Source organism: Kitasatospora sp. NPDC001119 (genome assembly GCF_053598475.1).
Window position 1 is genome coordinate 1 of the sequence record NZ_JBSFKI010000028.1, and the last position, 18,820, is coordinate 18,820.

The 18,820-nt window shown below is 74.8% G+C and carries 14 protein-coding genes and 1 tRNA gene; 3 read left to right on the top strand and 12 right to left on the bottom strand.

Annotation, left to right across the window (positions count from 1 at the left end):
* Positions 1–139 precede the first annotated feature (139 nt).
* The 5 genes from ACWDD9_RS29975 to ACWDD9_RS29995 all read right to left on the bottom strand — a co-directional run bounded on the left by ACWDD9_RS29975 (position 140) and on the right by ACWDD9_RS29995 (position 8,030).
* On the bottom strand, positions 140–1,504 hold the full coding sequence (locus ACWDD9_RS29975) for a coiled-coil domain-containing protein (protein ID WP_380741124.1): 1,365 nt from the start codon (positions 1,502–1,504) through the stop codon (positions 140–142).
* A 265-nt stretch (positions 1,505–1,769) separates the two neighbouring features.
* Positions 1,770–4,460, bottom strand: coding sequence for an SUKH-4 family immunity protein (locus tag ACWDD9_RS29980; protein WP_449813287.1), 2,691 nt, complete (start codon positions 4,458–4,460; stop codon positions 1,770–1,772).
* A gap of 112 nt (positions 4,461–4,572) precedes the next feature.
* Complete coding sequence (locus ACWDD9_RS29985) at positions 4,573–5,574, bottom strand: SMI1/KNR4 family protein (protein ID WP_049660184.1); 1,002 nt, start codon at positions 5,572–5,574, stop codon at positions 4,573–4,575.
* A gap of 138 nt (positions 5,575–5,712) precedes the next feature.
* A complete protein-coding gene (locus ACWDD9_RS29990) occupies positions 5,713–6,873 on the bottom strand; it encodes a DegT/DnrJ/EryC1/StrS family aminotransferase (RefSeq protein WP_449813288.1) in 1,161 nt (386 codons plus the stop codon).
* A complete protein-coding gene (locus ACWDD9_RS29995) occupies positions 6,870–8,030 on the bottom strand; it encodes a Gfo/Idh/MocA family protein (RefSeq protein ID WP_079271916.1) in 1,161 nt (386 codons plus the stop codon). Before ACWDD9_RS29995 ends, ACWDD9_RS29990 begins: the two co-directional genes overlap by 4 nt.
* A gap of 387 nt (positions 8,031–8,417) precedes the next feature.
* Here ACWDD9_RS29995 and ACWDD9_RS30000 point away from each other — a divergent pair, with 387 nt between their 5' ends.
* Both ACWDD9_RS30000 and ACWDD9_RS30005 read left to right on the top strand, forming a co-directional pair.
* Positions 8,418–8,879 carry a YwqJ-related putative deaminase gene (locus ACWDD9_RS30000; protein WP_380780396.1) on the top strand — a complete coding sequence of 154 codons (462 nt, stop codon included), beginning with the start codon at positions 8,418–8,420 and terminating at the stop codon, positions 8,877–8,879.
* 76 nt (positions 8,880–8,955) lie between these two features.
* Positions 8,956–9,483, top strand: a complete 528-nt coding sequence (locus tag ACWDD9_RS30005) for an SUKH-3 domain-containing protein (RefSeq protein WP_049653631.1) — start codon at positions 8,956–8,958, stop codon at positions 9,481–9,483.
* A gap of 67 nt (positions 9,484–9,550) precedes the next feature.
* On the opposite strand, the gene ACWDD9_RS30010 is transcribed toward ACWDD9_RS30005, so the two are convergent.
* A complete protein-coding gene (locus tag ACWDD9_RS30010; RefSeq protein ID WP_049653628.1) occupies positions 9,551–10,819 on the bottom strand; it encodes a sensor histidine kinase in 1,269 nt (422 codons plus the stop codon).
* Positions 10,820–11,078: 259 nt separating this feature from the next.
* Here ACWDD9_RS30010 and ppc point away from each other — a divergent pair, with 259 nt between their 5' ends.
* The gene (ppc, locus tag ACWDD9_RS30015; protein ID WP_049653627.1) at positions 11,079–13,883 is read left to right on the top strand and encodes a phosphoenolpyruvate carboxylase; all 2,805 of its coding nucleotides are present in this window, start codon (positions 11,079–11,081) and stop codon (positions 13,881–13,883) included.
* Positions 13,884–13,950: 67 nt separating this feature from the next.
* Here the strand turns inward: ppc and ACWDD9_RS30020 are convergent, their stop codons facing one another.
* From ACWDD9_RS30020 to ACWDD9_RS30045, 6 genes are all read right to left on the bottom strand, one after another.
* Positions 13,951–14,274, bottom strand: coding sequence for a hypothetical protein (locus tag ACWDD9_RS30020; protein WP_143204483.1), 324 nt, complete (start codon positions 14,272–14,274; stop codon positions 13,951–13,953).
* Positions 14,275–14,419: 145 nt separating this feature from the next.
* Positions 14,420–14,998, bottom strand: a complete 579-nt coding sequence (gene pth, locus ACWDD9_RS30025) for an aminoacyl-tRNA hydrolase (RefSeq protein ID WP_074001289.1) — start codon at positions 14,996–14,998, stop codon at positions 14,420–14,422.
* 108 nt (positions 14,999–15,106) lie between these two features.
* Complete coding sequence (locus ACWDD9_RS30030) at positions 15,107–15,694, bottom strand: 50S ribosomal protein L25/general stress protein Ctc (RefSeq protein ID WP_049653621.1); 588 nt, start codon at positions 15,692–15,694, stop codon at positions 15,107–15,109.
* 278 nt (positions 15,695–15,972) lie between these two features.
* Positions 15,973–16,950 (bottom strand): ribose-phosphate diphosphokinase, encoded by a 978-nt coding sequence (locus tag ACWDD9_RS30035; RefSeq protein ID WP_049653615.1) that lies wholly within the window; start codon positions 16,948–16,950, stop codon positions 15,973–15,975.
* A 201-nt stretch (positions 16,951–17,151) separates the two neighbouring features.
* The gene (gene glmU, locus ACWDD9_RS30040; protein ID WP_375876031.1) at positions 17,152–18,606 is read right to left on the bottom strand and encodes a bifunctional UDP-N-acetylglucosamine diphosphorylase/glucosamine-1-phosphate N-acetyltransferase GlmU; all 1,455 of its coding nucleotides are present in this window, start codon (positions 18,604–18,606) and stop codon (positions 17,152–17,154) included.
* A 143-nt stretch (positions 18,607–18,749) separates the two neighbouring features.
* Positions 18,750–18,820 (bottom strand) — tRNA-Gln (locus ACWDD9_RS30045).

The window sequence follows — 18,820 nt, forward strand, 5'->3', positions numbered from 1 at the left end:
ACGCTCGGCTGGGAAACCCCAGCCGAGCGCCTGCATAAACTCGTCGCGGCCTGATCAAACCGACCACATGTTGCAACGACCCCTGGAAACCGCCGGTGGGGGCGGTCGGGGCCTTCGCGGCGCGCGGTCGGGCGCCCGGTCAGCGGCGGTTGTAGCTCACCGTGTGCGGGGTCGCGTAGTCGCTGCCGTCGTCCACGATGATGATCTTCGGGACGATCCGGGTCTCGTCCTCCGACGGCTTCCCGGCACCCTTCTCCACCGCGGCCGTCCCGTCGGCGGTCCCGTCGACCGTCTCCTCGGCGGGCGGCGCGGCCGGCTTCGGCGGCACCGGGCCGGTCGCCACGGGCCCGCCGATGGCCCTGGTGGCACTGCTGCCGACCACCGGCGTCCGCAGCACGGTCGCCGCCCCCTCCCGGGCGGCGGGGGCCTTGGCCCCGGCCGGAGCCGCGGGGGCCAGGGCCTTGCGCAGGTTCGCCACCGGGATCTCCCCGGTGTCCGCCTCCGAGTCCACCGGCGCGGCGTCGACGACGGCGTCCGCGACGGCGTCCCGCGGCGCGGGGGTCGTGGCGGCCGCGCCGGATGCCTGGACGGCCGCGGCGGCCGCGGCCGCCACCTCGGGCTCGATCTGGCCGACCGCCGCCCCGGTGAGCGAGGCCAGCGTGGCCTTGATGTGGTCCAGGTGCTGCTGCACCGTGTCCAGCCGGGTGTCGAACTCGCGCTGCTCGCGCTCGCTCTCCGCGTTGATCTTCTCGGCCTCCCGGCGGGCCTGCTCGATCAGCTGGTCGGCCTTGGCCTGGGCGTCCGTCTCCAGCTGCTTGATCCGGTTCAGCACGGTCTCCCGCTGCTGCTCCGCCTCCTTGACCCGGCGCTCGGCGGTCGCCGAGACCTCGGTGTCCTCGGCGTCGGCCTTGGCCTGGGCGGCGGCGAAGGTCTCGTCGGCCTTGCGGCGCCGGGTGGCCAGCTCGGCCTCGGCCTGCTCGCTGGCCTCGGCGGCGGCCACCCGCACCTTGGCGGCGTAGGCGGTGGCGGCGTCCCGGGCGGAACGGCTCTCCCGGTCGGCGTCGGACCGGATGCCCTCGGCCTCGGCCCGGGTCCGCTCCTCGGTGCGGCGGGCGGCCGCGTCGGCGTCGGTACGGGTCGTGGTGCCGTACTCCTTGGCGGCGCGGTCGGCGGCCTGGCCGGCCTCGTAGACCTCGTCCCGCAGGTCCTCGGCGAAGCGCTCGGCCTTCTCCCGGACGGCGCGCGCCTCGTTCTCGGCCATCGCGGCCAGTCCGGCGGCCTGCTCGCTGAGCACCTGGTAGTCGGGCTCCGGGGCGTCCTCGGCGGTCCGGCGGATGTCGGCCAGTCGAGCCTCCATCTGCCGGATGCCTGCGCCCAGGACGCTCAGCCGCTCCCACGCCTCGTCACGCTGCGCGGTGAGGGCGGCCAGGGCTCGGTCGACCTGCTCGGGCACGTAGCCACGGCGGGCCTGGGTGAAGCCGTACTGGGGGACGGCGTCGCTCATGGGCTCTTCCCCTCGTTTCGCGGGCTGCGGAGCCCATGATCGGACGGAACGGACGGATCCGGAACCGGTTCGAAGGCCGGGGCCGGATTCCGCCGTCGTACGGACCGGAATGTGTCGAGGACCGGACGAATAGACCCATCCTCTTGACCTATTTTGCGCAGATCCGGGCGAAACCCCAACGAGGCACGGCTGCGTCGGCATGCCGAAGGGGTCGTTCCGGACACCGGAACGACCCCTCCCACCTGCGAGGATCAGCGACGACCCGCTACAGCAGGCCGTCCCAGAACTGCTCCAGCAGCACGGCCCACCACGTGTCCGCGTTCTGCAGGGCCGCCGGGTCGATCGCGGCGAGCTGGGCCTGGAAGTCGGTCGTCCATCGACCGGCCTGGTCCGGCGTCAGCCCGTACCGGAGCCGCCACATCCGGCCCAGCAGGGCCAGCGCGCGGACGAACTCCGGTACACCGCTGTTGACGAACCGGGGCGGCTGGCCGGTTCCATCGATGTCCACGGCCACCACGTGCGCGGTGCCGTACTGGACGCACAGCTGGCGGCCGTAGTCGTTGCCCAGCACCAGGTAGCCGCCGAAGTCCGGGCCCGCGGCGAGGCCGCGCTCGGCGGCCAGCTCGGCAAGCGTCGGGATCGGACGGCCCTCCTGCGCCTGCGCCCAGAAGAACGGCCCGAAGTCGCGCGGCAGCCCGGCCCACATCAGGCTCTGGGACACCGGCTCGGGCACGCCCTGGCGGGAGACGGCGCGCTGCTCGTAGCGGAACAGGTTCTGCCCGAAGGCGGCCCCGGTCTCCTGGGCGAGCTGCTGCGGCGGGAGCGGCGGCAGCGCCTGGACCGTCCCCGGCGCGGGCGGCGGCACCCGGAACGGGCGGACCCGCTGGGCGCCGGACGCCAGCTGGTGCAGCTCGTCCAGGTGGTCGAGCAGCTCGGCCATCCCGGCCTGCCGGGACGCGTGGTCGCGGCCGTACGGGGCGGTGTGGGTGAGCCGGACGTTCGGCCAGGACGCGGCGATCATGCGGTTGCAGTAGCCGCCCGGCAGGTCGCAGGACTCCAGCTCGGTGTAGAGCTCCAGCACCTGCTCCGGCGGCACGTTGAGCCGGCGCAGGTCCTGGAGGATCTTCCACTCCGGGTGCGGGGTGCCGGGCTCGCTGCGGTGCAGCAGCTTCTGCTCCGAGCCGTCCGGGCCCCGGTAGCTGAGCGCGGCGAAGTACCCCGGGCCGACCGCGGGCACGCCCGGCGGCACCGGCGCGGGCGGCGGCGAACCCGGCACCACCGCCGGCGGGACGACCCCGGCGGCGCCGGGCGCGTTCGGGTAGCCGTAGCCGGCCGCGGGCGCGGCGGGGGCCGCCGGACCACCGGGCGGCGGCGGGACGGCGGGGCCGCCGGACGGCGGGGTGCCCGGGTCCGCCGGGGCGCCCAGCAGCGCCGGGTCGATCGCGCCCGCCAGCTGGGTCGCCTCGTACGACGGACCGGACGCGGCCGGGCCGGCGGCCGGCGCGGCCTGCGGGGCCGCCTGGGCCTCGCCGCCCCGCAGGCCCGCCGGGGGCGGGGGCGGCGGGGCGGAGGCGGCGCCACGACCACCGGGGTGGGCGGCGGGCGTGCCGGAGCCCGGGGTGTGCTTCAGCCCGGCGGGCGGAGGCGGCGGCGGACCCGAACCCGCACCGCGACCCAGCCCGGCGGCGGGGCCGGGGGAACCGGCGGGGCCACCGCGCAGCGCGGCCGGCGGGGGCGGCGGCGGACCCGAACCCGCGCTCCGGCCCAGCCCGCCCTGCGGCGCGGCGGCCTCCGGGGCACCGGGGACCGGGGCGCCGGGAGCCGGGACACCGGGGGCCTGGGCGCCCGGGGCCGGAGCGCCGGGCAGGCCGGCGAGGCCGGGCAGGCCGCCGGGCGGGGCCAGCATCGTCGGCGCGTGCTCCACCTGCGGACCACCGGCGGGCGGACCACCGGCGGGCGGGGCCACCGGGGCACCCGGCAGGCCCATCAGCCCGGGCATGGCGTCCGGCGAGGCGAGCAGCGTGGGCGCCGGCTCGGCGGCCGGGGCGGGCGCCGGCACTGGCGCCGGTCCCGGGGCCGGCGGCGCGACGGGCGGCGCCGGGGGCTGCGCGGCGGGCGGCTGGGCGGCGGGCGGCGGGACCGGGGGCATGCCGTAGCCGCCACCCGTCGGCGGCATCAGCATGGTCGCGGCCTCGGCACCCGCCGGCGCGGCGGGCTCGGGCAGGTCCGAGCCGGTGGTCCGCAGCCCTTCGGACATCAGGACGGTCGCGGCCTCGCCCTCGACCGGCGGCCGGCCGGGCACCCCAGGCGCGACGGGCGCGACGGGAGCCGCGACCGGCGGCACCGGCACGACGGCCGGCTCGTCGTGCCCGGCCGGCGGCGCGAGCATGGTCGGCGCGTCCCCGGCGGGCCGGTCGGAGACCGGCGGCTCGGTCAGCACGGCCGGCCCGGGCCGCGGCGCCGCGGCGGGCGGCTCCTCGACGGGCGCGACAGCCGGAACGGACGCGGGCGCGGCAGCGGCGGCAACAGCGGCCGGAGCCGTCCCGAGCCGCTCCGCCTCCGCCGCGATCGCCGCGGCCCCCGCCTCCTGGAGCCACTGCGGCGGGCTGAGCAGGAAGGAGGTCGCCTCCACCGGCCCGGGCGCGGGCTTCGCCGCCCCCGCCGGGTTGGCCGCCACCGGCCGCCCGTAGACCTCCTCGTACTGCCGGACCACCTCGTTGACGGGCAGCGCGGGCCAGAGCGTGCTGGCGCCGGAGTCCCGGGCGATCACCAGCCGCGCCTCCCCCGAGCCGCCGCCCGCACCGCCCGAGCCGTCGGCCGGGCCCGTGGGCGCCACCGCCCAGCAGACGAAGCCCAGGTCGAACTCCCGGACCCGCACCTCGCGCTGCTGCGAGCGCGGCACCCCGCCGTTGATCCACTCCTCGGCGAGCTCCTGCGCCTGCGCGTACGTCACCACGCCCGGTTCACCCCTGTCCGCATCCTCTTCGTCCCCCGTTCCACCGCGACCACCTCGGCCACCGCGACCACCGACACCACCGCGAGCACCACGAGCACCGCGCCCACGCGCCTCAGCCGACCGGGACGGCCCGGGCGAACCCGCCGTCCACCATCAGCTCCGCGACCGTCTCCAGCTCCGGCGGGCTGCCGGCCAGCCGCAGCAGGAAGGCGTCGAAGTCCTCGCCGCAGGGCAGCAGCAGCCGGGCGCAGCGGTCCTCCGGCGCCTCCGGGCCGCCGGCGTCGCGGGCGTCGTCGTACAGGTGGAACCAGACCGAGCCGGTCCGCTCGCCGCGCACCTTGAGCGCGACCAGGCCGCCCTGCGCGTAGGCGATGCCCAGGTAGTCCTTGGTGAGGTGGTCGCGCAGGCACTTGTTGGCGTACACGACGTCGTCGGTGCCGTACTCCTCGGTGAGCGTCAGGAACGGCTGGTCGAGCAGCAGTCCGAGCTCGGTGTCCAGCGCCACGCCGACCGGGGCGCGGCCGCCGCCCAGCTTGAGGAAGGTGCGGTAGGCGTCGGGCAGCCGGTAGCCGAGGCGCTCCTCGGCGCGCTGCACCAGGTCCTCGGGGACGCCGATCGGGTCGCCGCCGTCCCCGGCCAGCGAGAAGTGCACCGGCCGGCGCTCCTGCAGCGGGCGGGTGCCGCGGCGGGTGTGGTCGGCGGCGGAGGTGGCCAGGCCGCCGTGGTGCCGCAGCAGCGCCTTGACCTCGACCGGGACGAGCTCCATCCGCCGCCAGCCGGGGGCGGCCCGGCCGACCGCGTGGTGCCAGGTCCAGCCGGGCGGGGTGGCGACGGCGGTCGGGAGGTCGGCCCAGAGCGGGTGGCCCTGGGTGTAGAGCGCGGCGTTGGCCGAGACGTAGTCGGTCAGCCGCAGTTCGTCCACGCCGAAGCCCGCCGGCGGGTCGGCCACCTCGGCCGCGGCGGCGGCGTACGGACCGAAGTCCGGGAAGCCGTACTCGTCCACCCTGACCCCGGCGGGGTGCCGCTCCGCGCGGACCGGGTCCGGGAACTGCACCACCTGACCTGCGTACGCCGCGTTCGGTGCGGCGGCGACGCCGGGCCGACCTGTCGTCATCTGGGAGCCCCCACTGGCTGCTGCAAAATACGGTGCTTGCTGGGCACCAGCCTAGGGCCTGCCCTCAACCCCCGGTCAGCCAGGCGGACGACGGGCCCCTGCCCCGGAGAGCCCGGAGCGCAGGCAGTGCCCCCGCCGTCACAGCCGCCCGCCCAGCGCCCGCGCCAGCGCCTCGGCCACCCGCAGCTGCCGGGCCTCGGTGAGGTGCGGGTGCAGCGGCAGGCTGAGCAGTTCGCGGGCGGCCCGCTCGGCGACCGGGAACGTCCCCTCGCGGTGGCCGAGGTGACGGAACGCGGGTTGCAGGTGGACCGGCACCGGGTAGTGCACCCCGGCGCCGATCCCGGCGGCGTGCAGCGCGGCCAGCACCGTGTCGCGGTCCCGGCCGGGGCCGATCCGCACCGGGTACAGGTGCCGGACGTGCTCGTTGCCGGGCGCGGTACGGGGCAGGGCGAGTCCGTCCAGCCCGCCCAGCAGCGCGTCGTAGCGGGCGGCGGCGGCCCGGCGGGCGGCGTTCCAGACGGGCAGCCGGCGCAGTTTGGCGCGCAGCACGACGGCCTGCAGCGCGTCCAGCCGGGAGTTGCAGCCGAACCGTTCGTGCCGGTACCGGTCGCGGGCGCCGTGGTCGCCGGTCAGCCGGACGGCGTCGGCCAGGGCGTCGTCGTCGGTGAGCACCGCCCCGGCGTCGCCGTAGGCGCCGAGGTTCTTGCCCGGGTAGAAGCTGGTGGCCGCGATCCGCCCGTACCAGGTGCGCCCGTGCTGCCGGGCGCCCTGGGACTGCGCCGCGTCCTCCACCACCGGACGGCCGTCGGCCGCCGCCAGCAGCGGGCCCATCGGGGCGAGTTGGCCGAAGAGGTGGACGGGCAGCAGCGCGACCGCGCCGGGCAGCGCGGCGGCGGCCCGCTCCGGATCCATCAGCAGGTACTCCGGGTCGGCGTCGACGAGCACCGGACGCAGCCCGGCCCGCAGCACCGCCTCGGCGGTGGCGACGAAGGTGTTGGCGGGCAGCACCACCCCGCCGCCGGGCGGCAGGTCCAGGGCGCGCAGGGCCAGTTCGAGCGCGTCGGTGCCGTTGGCGGCGCCCACGCAGTGCCGGACGCCGACGAAGGCCGCGTACTCCCGCTCGAAGGCGGCCACTTCGGGGCCCTTGACGAAGGCTCCGGAGGCGAGTACCCGGTCGAAGCCGGCCCGCACCTCCTGCGCCACCTCGGCGTGCGCCGCCGCCAGATCGACCAGCGGAACGCCGTCCCCCGCCGCACCGCTCCCCGGGCCGCTCCCCGAACCGTGCACCACCCCGCTCACCGCGCCTCCGCCCCGGCCCGGACCGCCGCACCCACCGGCACGGTGACCCCGCCGAGTTCGAGGCTGAGCGAGGCCGCCTCCAGCAGCTGCAGCACCCGCACCCCGGCCCGGCCGTCGGTGAGCGGGGCCCGGCCCTCGGTGATGGCGGCGGCGAACTCGGCCATCACGTTGCGCAGCGCCTCCTGCTCGACCAGCGCCGGCGCGACCATCTCGCCGACCCGGTAGGAGATCAGCGCCCGGTGCCGGATCTCGTCGGTGAGCTGGTCGGGCGGGGTGAGGTCGACGCCCCGGTCGTGCACCGCCAGCCGGGCCTGCGGGTTGAGGTCGTCCCAGACCAGGGTGCGCCGCGAGCCGCCGATCAGGGTGGTGCGGACCTTGGTCGGGGAGAGCCAGTTGACGTGGCAGTGCGCGAGCGCGCCGTTGCTGAGCCGGACCGTCAGGTACGCGACGCAGGCGCGGCCGGCCCCGATCGGGTCGGCGCCCTGGGCGGACACCCCGACCGGTTCGACCCCGGGCGGCAGCACGAAGTCCAGGATCGACAGGTCGTGCGGGGCGAGGTCCCACAGCACGTCGACGTCCGGCTGCACCAGGCCGAGGTTGATCCGCACCGAGTCGAAGAACTGGACGTCCCCGATCTCCCCGCCGTGCACCAGCTCCCGGATCCGCCGCACCGCCGGGGTGTAGCAGAAGGTGTGGTCGCACATCAGCACCAGCCCGCGCCGCTCGGCCAGGTCGACCAGTTCCTCGGCCTCGGCGGCGGAGGTGGTGATCGGCTTCTCCACCAGGACGTGCTTGCCGGCCTCCAGCGCCGCCCGCACCAGCGCGTAGTGGGCGCCCGCCGGTGTGGCCACCGCGACCGCGCCGACCCGTTCGTCCGCCAGCACCCGCCGGTAGCTGGCGGTCGCCCCGACGGTGCTGTACTCCCCCAGCACCGCGCGGGCCTTGGCCTCGTCCAGGTCGCACAGCCAGTGCAGCCGCAGCGCCCGGGTCTGCTGCGCGTTGCGGACCAGCTTCGGGCCCCAGTAGCCGGCCCCGACCACGGCCAGTCCGACGGGGCGCTCGGGCACCGGCCGGGGCGGCTCGTCCGGTGCGGGTACGTGGCCGCCGGGTGCCTGGTTGGCGGCCTGCCAGTGGTCGTCCTGCGGTTCCGACGTCATCGCACGGGCCCCTTCGCTCAGCGCCGGGGTGGGCGGCAGGCCCTCCCCGGTGGCCTCAACGTCCGGCGCGGGCACGGGAGTCGGGCCCGCCCGGCGGTTGCTCCGCGCGGTCGGCCGCGTCCCCCTTCGGCTCGCTGCCGGAACGGTACCGGCCGCGTACCGGCCTCCGGGGCCGTTTCGGTAAATCGGCGGACAAGTCGTGACGGACGCGTGCGCGTTCGGCCAGCATCGGGTGACCGCCGGGCCGGTCCGTGGCGCCACCGGCCGCCGCCGCACCCCGGTTGCGCGGTTGTCAGTGCCGTTTGACAGGCTTGCCCCTGAACAGGCTTGCCCCGGACGGGCCCGGTCACTCCGGCCGACACCGGGTTACCAGGAGGAGGACGACGGATGACCACCGGTGAGCCGGCGGGCCCGCCCGTGCTGCGCCACCACCGCGACAGCCTGCTGCCCGCCGTCGCCGCCGCGCTGTCGCTCAAGGGCGGCGAGGTGCACACCCTGGCGGGCGACAAGGACCCGCGCCGCCCGGTGCTGCACCACCTGGTCGCCGATTTCCTGGACACCCTGCCGACGGAGGCCCGCGAACGGTTCACCGGCCGCTGCCCGGAGGCCGTCCTGCTCTCCCAGCACCTGGCCGCCGTCGACGGCCGGCGCTCCAAGCGCGCCGCCCGCAAGCCGATGACGCTGCACGAGGCCCGCAAGGCGCTCAAGGGCTCCCGGATGACGACCGTCCGCATCCGCGAGGAGGGGGATCCGGCGCACGGCAGCCACGCCCCGCCCTGCCGCTCCTGCGCTCCGATGCTGGAGCACTTCACCGTGCGCAGCGTCGCCGTCGGGCCGCCCGCGCACTGACCGCCCGCGCACTGACCGGCCGAGCCGCCGGCACGTCCCCCGTCCCCCAGCCCTGGAGCCCGCCCTGAACCCGCCCATCCCGCCCGCACCGGCCACCCTCTCCCCCGCCGGCGCCCGGACCCGCCCGCGCTTCCCCGCCGACGTCGCCGCCGAGCTCAAGGCGGCCGGCTGGCACCCCGGCCGCTGGCAGATCCGGCAGGCCGAGGAGTGGGCCGACGCCCTGGTCGGGTACGGCGCGCCCACCGGTGTGACGCACGCGGTGTTCCCGGCGGCGGTGGAGGCCTGGGCCGAGTTCGGCGGCCTCGCCTTCGACCTGTCCGGCCCGGGCCGCCAGCTGGCCCGCACGCCGTTCCTGATCGACCCGCTGTGCGGCCTGCACCAGCCGCGCACCCTGCTCGACCTCGGCCGGGCGCTGGGCACCCGGCTGGCCCCGCTCGGCGAGGAGGCGTACGGGCAGGCGCTGCTGGCCGTCGACGAGGAGGGCCGGGTCTACAGCCTGGACCACACCGGCGAGTGGTTCCTCGGGCACGGCATCGACCAGGCGGTCTCCGCCCTGGTCCTGGGCACGGCCCCGGAGCGGCTGCGGACCCCGGACGAGTACTGACGAGTACTGACGGGCACCGAGGCGTACGGAGGAGGAGCACCGGGAGCGCCGGAGCACCGGGCCCGGCTCAGCGCAGCCGCTCGGCCCGCACCGCCAGCCGGGACGGCAGCACCGCCTCGATCCGGAACCCGCCGTCCGCCTCCGGCCCGGAGGAGAAGGTGCCGCCCAGCGCGATCACCCGTTCCCGCATCCCGACCAGCCCGTTGCCCCCGCTGGGCAGCTTCGCCGCGCCCCGCTCCCCGCCCGGGCAGGCGTTCACCACGGCCACCCGCACCCCGTTCGGCGCGTACGAGAGCAGGACGGACACCTGGGCGCCGCCCGCGTGCTTGTGCGCGTTGGTCAGGCCCTCCTGGACGACCCGGTAGGCGGTCTGCTCGGCCTCGCCGGTGAACTCCTGCCGGCTGCCGCTGACCGTCAGGGTCACCGCCATCCCGGCCACCCGGGACTGGTCCACCAGCCGCGGCAGCCCGGCCAGCGAGTCCGGCTCCGGCTGCCGCTCGTCGTCCATCCGCAGCACCCCGAGGATCTCGCGCAGTTCGTTCAGCGCCTGCCGGCCGACCTCGCCCATCAGCTTGGCGCTCTGCGCCGCCTTCTCCGGGTCCTTGCCGACGATCCGCTCCAGCGCCCCGGCGTGCACCACCATCAGCGACACCCGGTGCGCCACCACGTCGTGCATCTCCCGGGCGATCCGGGTGCGCTCCTCCAGCCGGGCCCGGCGGGCGCGCTCCTGCGCCTGCTCGGCCAGCAGGTCCAGTTCGGTCTCCAGGCCGTGCGCGCGGTCCTTGAGCGACTCGATCAGCCGCCGCCGCGCGCCGACGTACAGTCCGGTCAGCACCGGGGCGACCGTCAGCCCGACCGCCACCAGCAGCGACAGCAGGATCTGACCCCACAGCGGCGGCGGGTCCACCGGCCCGTCCCCGGGCGTCATCAGCGACACCGCCATCACGGCGGCCGCCTCGGCGAAGGCCAGCGCGGACAGCGCGACCACCCGGCGGCGCCGCGAGGGCCACTCCCAGGTCGACGCCAGCGTGTACAGCGCCACCACCAGCAGCACCACGCCCAGCATTCCGGGCATCACCAGCAGCGTCACCAGCACCGGGACGGCCGGCCAGCGCCGGCGCACCACCAGGGAGCCGCCGGCCAGCGTGCCGAGCACGGCTATCCCGACCGCTCCCGCGGTGCTGACGTGGATCCGGGCGGAGAGGAAGGCGATCGTGCTGGCCGCGCACTCGACGGCGGCGAGCAACGCCAGCCCGATGTCCAGGAAAGCGCTGCGCGGCCGCTTCCACCACAAGAACGACCGGACCGGCACGCGCTCCCCAGGCGAGTTGCTCATGCCCCACAGCGTAAGCGGCAACCCCCTCCCCTCCCCACCGGGATCTCCCCGTACACCCCCCTAGGCCGTCAAGTGGTCCAGACCACAGGTGGTTTTCGGCAGCCCTGTCCGCCATCCGGCCACGTCGCGGACAGCACCCTCCCCGACACCTATGCTGGTCGCGTCGGACAGCGCGGTCCGCACGCGTCACACCCGCCACACGCGTGTGGACCTGTGACGATGAGCCGTTGCCGAACCCCACCACCACAGGGAGACAGCCGTGACCGCTCCGGTCCCCACCCCGGCGGACAGCCCCACGCCCGTCGTCGCCGATCCCGACAACGCCGCCCTGCGTGCGGACATCCGCCGCCTCGGCGACCTGCTCGGCGAGACGCTGGTCCGCCAGGAGGGCCCCCAGCTGCTGGGCCTGGTCGAACAGGTCCGCCTGCTGAGCCGCACCGACGGCGAGGCCACCGCCGAACTCCTCTCCGACATCGACCTGGACACCGCCGCGAAGCTGGTCCGGGCGTTCTCCACCTACTTCCACCTCGCCAACGTCACCGAGCAGGTGCACCGCGGCCGCGAGTTCGCCACCCGCCGCGCCCGCGAGGGCTCGCTGCTCGCGCAGACCGCCGACCTGCTCGCCGAGGCCGACGCCAAGCACCTCCAGGACACCCTGGCCCACCTCGCGGTGCGCCCGGTCTTCACCGCGCACCCCACCGAGGCCGCCCGCCGCAGCGTCCTCAACAAGCTGCGCCGGATCGGCGAACTCCTCGACCGCATCCACCGCGACGAGGTCACCTCCGGCCTGGCCGCCGCCGACCAGGCCCGCACCAGCAGCGCCAAGCGCTCCGCCGACCGCCGCCTGGCCGAGGTCATCGACCTGCTCTGGCAGACCGACGAGCTGCGCATCGCCCGCCCCGAGCCCACCGACGAGGCCCGCAACGCCGTCTACTACCTGGACGAGCTCTACCGCGAGGCCGTCCCCGAGGTCCTGGAGGAGCTGCACGAGGAGCTCGCCCGGGTCGGCCTGAGCCTGCCCGACGGCGTGCGCCCGCTCACCTTCGGCACCTGGATCGGCGGCGACCGCGACGGCAACCCCAACGTCACCCCGCAGGTCACCTGGGACGTCCTCAACCTCCAGCACGAGTACGGCATCAAGGACGCGCTCGCCGCGATCGACGACCTGCGCAACACGCTCTCCACCTCCGAGCGACTGGCCGGCGCCTCGGTCGAGCTGCTCGCCTCGCTCAACACCGACCTGCACCTGCTCCCCGAACTCAGCCCGCGCTACAAGCGGATGAACGCCGAGGAGCCCTACCGCCTCAAGGCCACCTGCATCCGGCTCAAGCTGGAGAACACCCGCGAGCGGCTGGCCGGCGGCACCCCGCACGTCGAGGGCCGCGACTACCTCGGCACCCGCGAGCTGATCGCCGACCTGCGGCTGATCCAGGACTCGCTGCGCTCCCACCGCGGCGAGCTCATCGCCGACGGCCGCCTCGCCCGCGCCATCCGCACCGTCGAGGCCTTCGGCCTCCAGCTCGCCACCATGGACGTGCGCGAGCACGCCGAGGCCCACCACCACGCCCTCGGCCAGCTCTTCGACCGGCTCGGCGAGGAGGCCTGGCGCTACGCCGACATGCCCCGCGAGTACCGGCAGAAGCTGCTCGCCAAGGAGCTCCGCTCGCGCCGCCCGCTCGCCCCCACCCCGGCCCCGCTGGACGAGGCCGGCACCAAGACCCTCGGCGTCTTCAACACCGTCCGCCAGGGCTTCGAGCGCTTCGGCGACGAGATCGTCGAGAGCTACATCATCTCGATGTGCCAGGGCGCCGACGACGTCTTCGCCGCCACCGTGCTGGCCCGCGAGGCCGGCCTGATCGACCTGCACGCCGGCATCGCCAAGATCGGCATCGTGCCGCTGCTGGAGACCACCGACGAGCTCCAGCAGGCCGACCGCATCCTCGACGAGATGCTCTCCGACCCGTCCTACCGCCTGCTCGTCTCGCTGCGCGGCGACGTCCAGGAGGTCATGCTCGGCTACTCCGACTCCTCCAAGTTCGGCGGCATCACCACCTCCCAGTGGGAGATCCACCGCGCCCAGCGCCGGCTGCGCGACGTCGCCCACCGCTACGGCATCCGGCTGCGCCTGTTCCACGGCCGCGGCGGCACCGTCGGCCGCGGCGGCGGCCCCTCGCACGAGGCCATCCTGGCCCAGCCCTGGGGCACCCTGGAGGGCGAGATCAAGGTCACCGAGCAGGGCGAGGTCATCTCCGACAAGTACCTGCTCCCCTCGCTGGCCCGGGAGAACCTGGAGCTGACCCTCTCCGCCACGCTCTCCGCCTCCGCGCTGCACACCGCCCCGCGCCAGGCCCCCGAGTCGCTGGCCCGCTGGGACGCCGCGATGGACCAGGTCTCCGAGGCCGCCCACACCGCCTACCGCGGCCTGGTCGAGCAGGAGGACCTGCCGAAGTACTTCTTCGCCTCCACCCCGGTCGACCAGCTCGCCTCGCTGCACCTGGGCTCCCGCCCGTCCCGCCGCCCCGACTCCGGCGCCGGCCTGGACGGCCTGCGGGCCATCCCGTGGGTGTTCGGCTGGACCCAGTCCCGGCAGATCGTCCCCGGCTGGTACGGCGTCGGCTCCGGCCTCGCCGCCGCCCGCGCGGCCGGCCTCGGCGACGTGCTGGACGAGATGTACGGCGAGTGGCACTTCTTCCGCAACTTCCTGTCCAACGTCGCCATGACGCTGGCCAAGACCGACCTGCGGATCGCCCGCCACTACGTCGAGCAGCTGGTGCCCGGCGAGCTGCACCACGTCTTCGACGAGATCAAGGCCGAGCACGCGCTCACCCTGCGCGAGGTGCTCCGGCTCACCGGCGAGAGCGAACTGCTGGAGCACAACCCGGTGTTGAAGCAGACCTTCGCCGTCCGCGACGCCTACCTCGACCCGATCTCCTACCTCCAGGTCGCGCTGCTGCGCCGCCAGCGCGAGGAGCTCTCGGCCGGGCGCCAGGACGACCCGCTGCGCGCCCGCGCGCTGCTGCTGACCGTCAACGGCATCGCCGCCGGCCTGCGCAACACCGGCTGACGGCCGGCCCGAGAACGGCCGAGGGCCGGTGTCCCGTCGGGGACACCGGCCCTCGGCCGTGAGGTTCCTACTCCGCGGTCTCGCCCGCGCGCTTGCGCTTCAGCCACAGCGCCGCGCCGCCGGCCGCCACCACCAGGCCGCCGCCGACCGCCAGCAGCCCCGCGTCGGGGCCCATCGAGTCACCGAGCACCGGGCCGAACTGCGCCGCCGCCGGCTCCGGGGAGACCGCCGGGTCCGACTCGGCGACCGGCTCCGCGTGCGCCACCGCACCGCCCGACAGCAGGACGCCGGCCACCCCCAGTGCACCGGCCGTACCGACCCGCCGGCCGAGCCGCCTCAGCTCGACCCCCCGGCTCCACCGCACTCGGCGGTCCGGACGCAATTCCCGCATCGAGAACTCCCCAGGACTCGTTCGCGTACCAGGCCGACGCTATCCGATCCCGCACAGGTTTCTCACACCGATTCAGGTTTGACGGGTCAAGCGTTGTACGACCGTTGCGTACCCCGCACAGGGTCCTGACGGACGGTCAGGAGGCTCAGGAGTTGTACGTCCCCTGGGCCCGCTCCAGCCCCTCGGACAGCAGCGCCTCCACCGCGTCCGCCGAGCGGTCCACGAACCACTCCAGCTCCTTGCGCTCGGTCGCGGAGAAGTCCTTCAGCACGAAGTCCGCGACCTCCATCCGGCCCGGCGGACGGCCGATCCCGCAGCGCACCCGGTGGTAGTCCGGGCCCAGCGACTTGGTGATCGACTTCAGCCCGTTGTGGCCGTTGTCGCCGCCGCCCAGCTTCAGCCGCAGCGTCGCGTAGTCGATGTCCAGCTCGTCGTGGACGGCGACCAGCGCCGAGGCCGGCGCCTTGTAGAAGTCGCGCAGCGCCGTCACCGGCCCGCCGGAGAGGTTCATGAAGGACATCGGCTTGGCCAGCACCACCCGCCTGCCCGCCAGCCGTCCCTCGGCCACCTGCGCCCGGCTCTTGTGCGCCTTGAACCTGGCACCCATCCGCTGCGCCAGCAGGTCCACCACCATGAAGCCGATGTTGTGCCGGTTCCGGGCGTACTGCTCCCCGGGGTTGCCCAGCCCGACCACCAGCCACGGGCCCTCGTACTCGTCCGCCATGCCGTCCTTCCTCTCCTTCGCGCTCGTCGTCATCATCCCGGACACGCCGCTGCCCCGGGCGCTCCGACGGGAGCGACCGGGGCAGCGGTCCGACTAACGGGGCGAGGCTCAGGCCTCGGTGCCCTCGGCCTCGGCGGCCTCGTCCTCGGCCGGGGCGGCCTGGGCGCCGATGACCTGCAGCACGACGGCGTCGGCGTCGACGGCCAGGGTGACGCCGGCCGGCAGGACGATGTCCTTGGCGTGGATGGCCGCGCCGGCCTCCAGGCCCTCGACCGAGACGGTGACCGACTCGGGCAGGTGGGTGGCCTCGGCCTCGATCGGGAGCGCGTTCAGGACGTGCTCCAGCAGGTTGCCGCCGGCGGCCAGCTCGCCCTCGGTGTGGACCGGGATCTCGACGGTGACCTTCTCGCCGCGCTTGACCAGCAGCAGGTCGACGTGCTCGATGGTGCGCTTGATGGCCTCGCGCTGGACGGCCTTCGGCAGGACGTACTCGTCCTTGCCCTCGATCGGGACGACCAGCAGGGCGTTCGGGGTCTTCAGGGCCATCATCAGGTCGTGGCCGGGCAGGTTCAGGTGAACCGGGGCGTGGCCGTGGCCGTAGACGACACCGGGGACGAAGCCGGCGCGGCGGGCGCGACGGGCGGCACCCTTGCCGAACTCGGAACGGGTCTCAGCGGCAATACGGATCTCGGACACGACTGCACTCCTCGTGGAAATGGCGCGGGGGTGCAGGCAATGCGAAAACCGCCGGGACCACACCCTCAGTACGTTCGGGGGTCACTCGGCGGCAACGGCCTGCCGGTGGACGGGAGTCCGGCACCGGCAGCGCGTCGATCACGGAGCGGGCACCCGGCAAGCAGGCGCACGGCATCCCTCGCCGAGCAGTTTCACGAGTCTAACCGCACGAGCGGCCTCCCGCGAAATCGGCGGCGGCCCCGGTCCGACCGGACCGGGGCCGCCTGCACGGGCCTTCGTCAGTGCACGCCCTCGAAGAGGCTGGTCACGGAGCCCTCCTCGAAGACCTCGCGGATCGCGGCGGCGATCGACGGGGCGATGGACAGCGTGGTGATCTTGTCCAGCTGGATCGAGGCCGGGGTGGGCAGCGTGTTGGTGAACACGAACTCGCTCACCCGCGAGTTCTTCAGCCGGTCCGCGGCCGGGCCGGAGAGCACACCGTGGGTGGCGGCCACCACGACGTCCGCGGCGCCGTTGTCGAACAGCGCGTCGGCCGCGGCGCAGATGGTGCCGGCGGTGTCGATCATGTCGTCGACCAGCACGCAGACCCGGCCCTTGACGTCACCGACGACGTCGGCCGACAGGATGGTGTTGGCCTGGGTGATGTCGCGGCGCTTGTGGATGATCGCCAGCGGGGCGTCCAGCCGGTCGCACCACTGGTCGGCGACCTTCACGCGGCCGGCGTCCGGGGAGACGACCGTCAGCTTGTCGCGGTCGACCTTCCCGCCGATGTAGTCGGCCAGCAGCGGCAGCGCGAACAGGTGGTCCACCGGGCCGTCGAAGAAGCCCTGGATCTGCGCGGTGTGCAGGTCCACGGCCATCAGGCGGTCGGCGCCGGCCTGGCGCAGCAGGTCGGCGACCAGGCGGGCCGAGATGGGCTCGCGGCCGAGGTGCTTCTTGTCCTGGCGGGCGTACCCGTAGAACGGCAGGATCGCGGTGATGCTCTTGGCGGAGGCCCGCTTCAGAGCATCGATCATGATCAGCTGTTCCATGATCCACTGGTTGATGGGAGCCGTGTGGCTCTGCATCACGAAGCAGTCCGCGCCGCGCGCGGAGTCCAGGAAGCGGACGTAGATCTCGCCGTTGGCGAAGTCCAGGGCCTTGGTGGGGACCAGCTCGGTCCCGAGCGCCTCGGCCACCTCCTTCGCCAGCTCCGGGTGGGCACGGCCGGAGAAGAGCTTCAGCTTCTTCTCACCCGACGTCGTGATCCCGCTCACTGCACCGTCTCCTCGCGTTGCGAACGCTGAACCCTCGACCCGGTGGCGGGCAGGCAGGGCCCGCTCGCGGTACGGGTTGGGGAATTGTCGGTACGCCTGGACACGGGCGGTAAGCCCTGTGGCGCACGTATGTCCCCAAGGTTACGCGCCCGCGCAGAAACCGTCCGCCTCGGGACCGTCCCCCGGCCCCGGCCCGCCCGCTCAGGCCTGCTCGGCCCCGTCCGCCGCCGCCTTCGCGGCCTGCGCGGACACCGTCCCGGGGCGCTTGCGCTCGACCCAGCCCTCGATGTTGCGCTGCGTGGCCCGGTTCACACCGAGCGCCCCGGCCGGGACGTCGTTGGTGATCACCGAGCCGGCGCCGGTGTAGGCGCCGTCACCGACGGTGACCGGGGCGATGAACATGTTGTCCGAGCCGGTGCGGCAGTGCGCGCCGATGACCGTGCGGTGCTTGTTCACGCCGTCGTAGTTCACGGTGACGGAGGCCGCGCCGATGTTGGTGCCCTCGCCGATCGTGGCGTCGCCGATGTAGGACAGGTGCGGCACCTTGGCGCCCTCGCCCAGCTCGGAGTTCTTCACCTCGACGTAGGTGCCGACCTTCGCCTTGCGGCCCAGCCGGGCGCCCGGCCGCAGGTAGGCGTACGGGCCGGCGGTGGCCAGCTCGCCGATCTCGGCGCGGTCGGCCGTGGTGTTGCTCACCCGGGCGCCGACACCGACCAGGGTGTCCTTGAGGGTCGAGTTCGGGCCGACCTCGCAGCCCTCGCCCAGGTGCGTGGCGCCCTGGAGCTGGGTGTTCGGCAGCACCACGGCGTCCGGCTCGTACGTGACCTGCACGTCGAACCAGGTGGTCGCCGGGTCCACCACGGTGACACCCTCGCGCATCGCCCGCTCCAGCAGGCGGTCGTTCAGCAGCCGGCGGGCCTGCGCCAGCTGGACCCGGTCGTTGATGCCCAGGATGTCCCGGTGGTCCTCGGCCACCACGGCGCCGACCCGGTGGCCCGCCGTGCGCAGGATCTCCAGGGTGTCGGTCAGGTACTCCTCGCCCTGCGAGTTGTCCGTGGTGAGCTCGCCCAGCGCCGCGGTGAGCAGCTTGGCGTCGAAGGCGAAGACGCCGGAGTTGATCTCGGTGATCGCGCGCTGGGTGGCGCTGGCGTCGCGCTCCTCGACGATCGCGGCGACGGTGCCGTCCTCGTCCCGCAGGATGCGGCCGTAGCCGAAGGGCTCCGGGACGACGGCGGTCAGCACGGTGACGCCGTTCTGCTGGGCGGTGTGCGCGTCGGCCAGCCGGCGCAGGGTCTCCCCGGTCAGCAGCGGCGAGTCGCCGGCGGTGACGATCACGGTGCCGTCCAGCACGGCGCCGTCGGCGGCCAGCGACTCCAGCGCGGTGCGCACCGCGTGCCCGGTGCCGTTCTGCTCCGCCTGCACCGCGGTGCGGGTGGCCGGGTAGTGCTCCGTCAGGTGCGCCACGACCAGCTCGCGCTGGTGGCCGACCACGACGACCAGCTGGCCGGGCGTCAGTTCCCGGGCCGCCGAGACCGCGTGACCCACCAACGAGCGGCCGCACACCTCGTGCAGCACCTTGGGCAGCTTGTTCGACTTCATCCGGGTCCCGCCACCGGCGGCGAGCACGACAACGGCGGCAAGCGAATTGGCACCCATGCGGGGAGGCTCCTCGGTAGGTTCACAGAGAGGGCAGAGCAGGCCCGGCCCGGACCCAGGCCGGTCGCCATTCGCACAGTCCGCCGAGCAGCACCGACAATACCGGCGCCACGGATAACGCCCGAACCCGAGGCGTGCAGAGGCTCCGCCGCTAGGATTCGAACCCAGACAAAGGCCTCCAAAGGGCCCTGTGCTGCCATTACACCACGGCGGA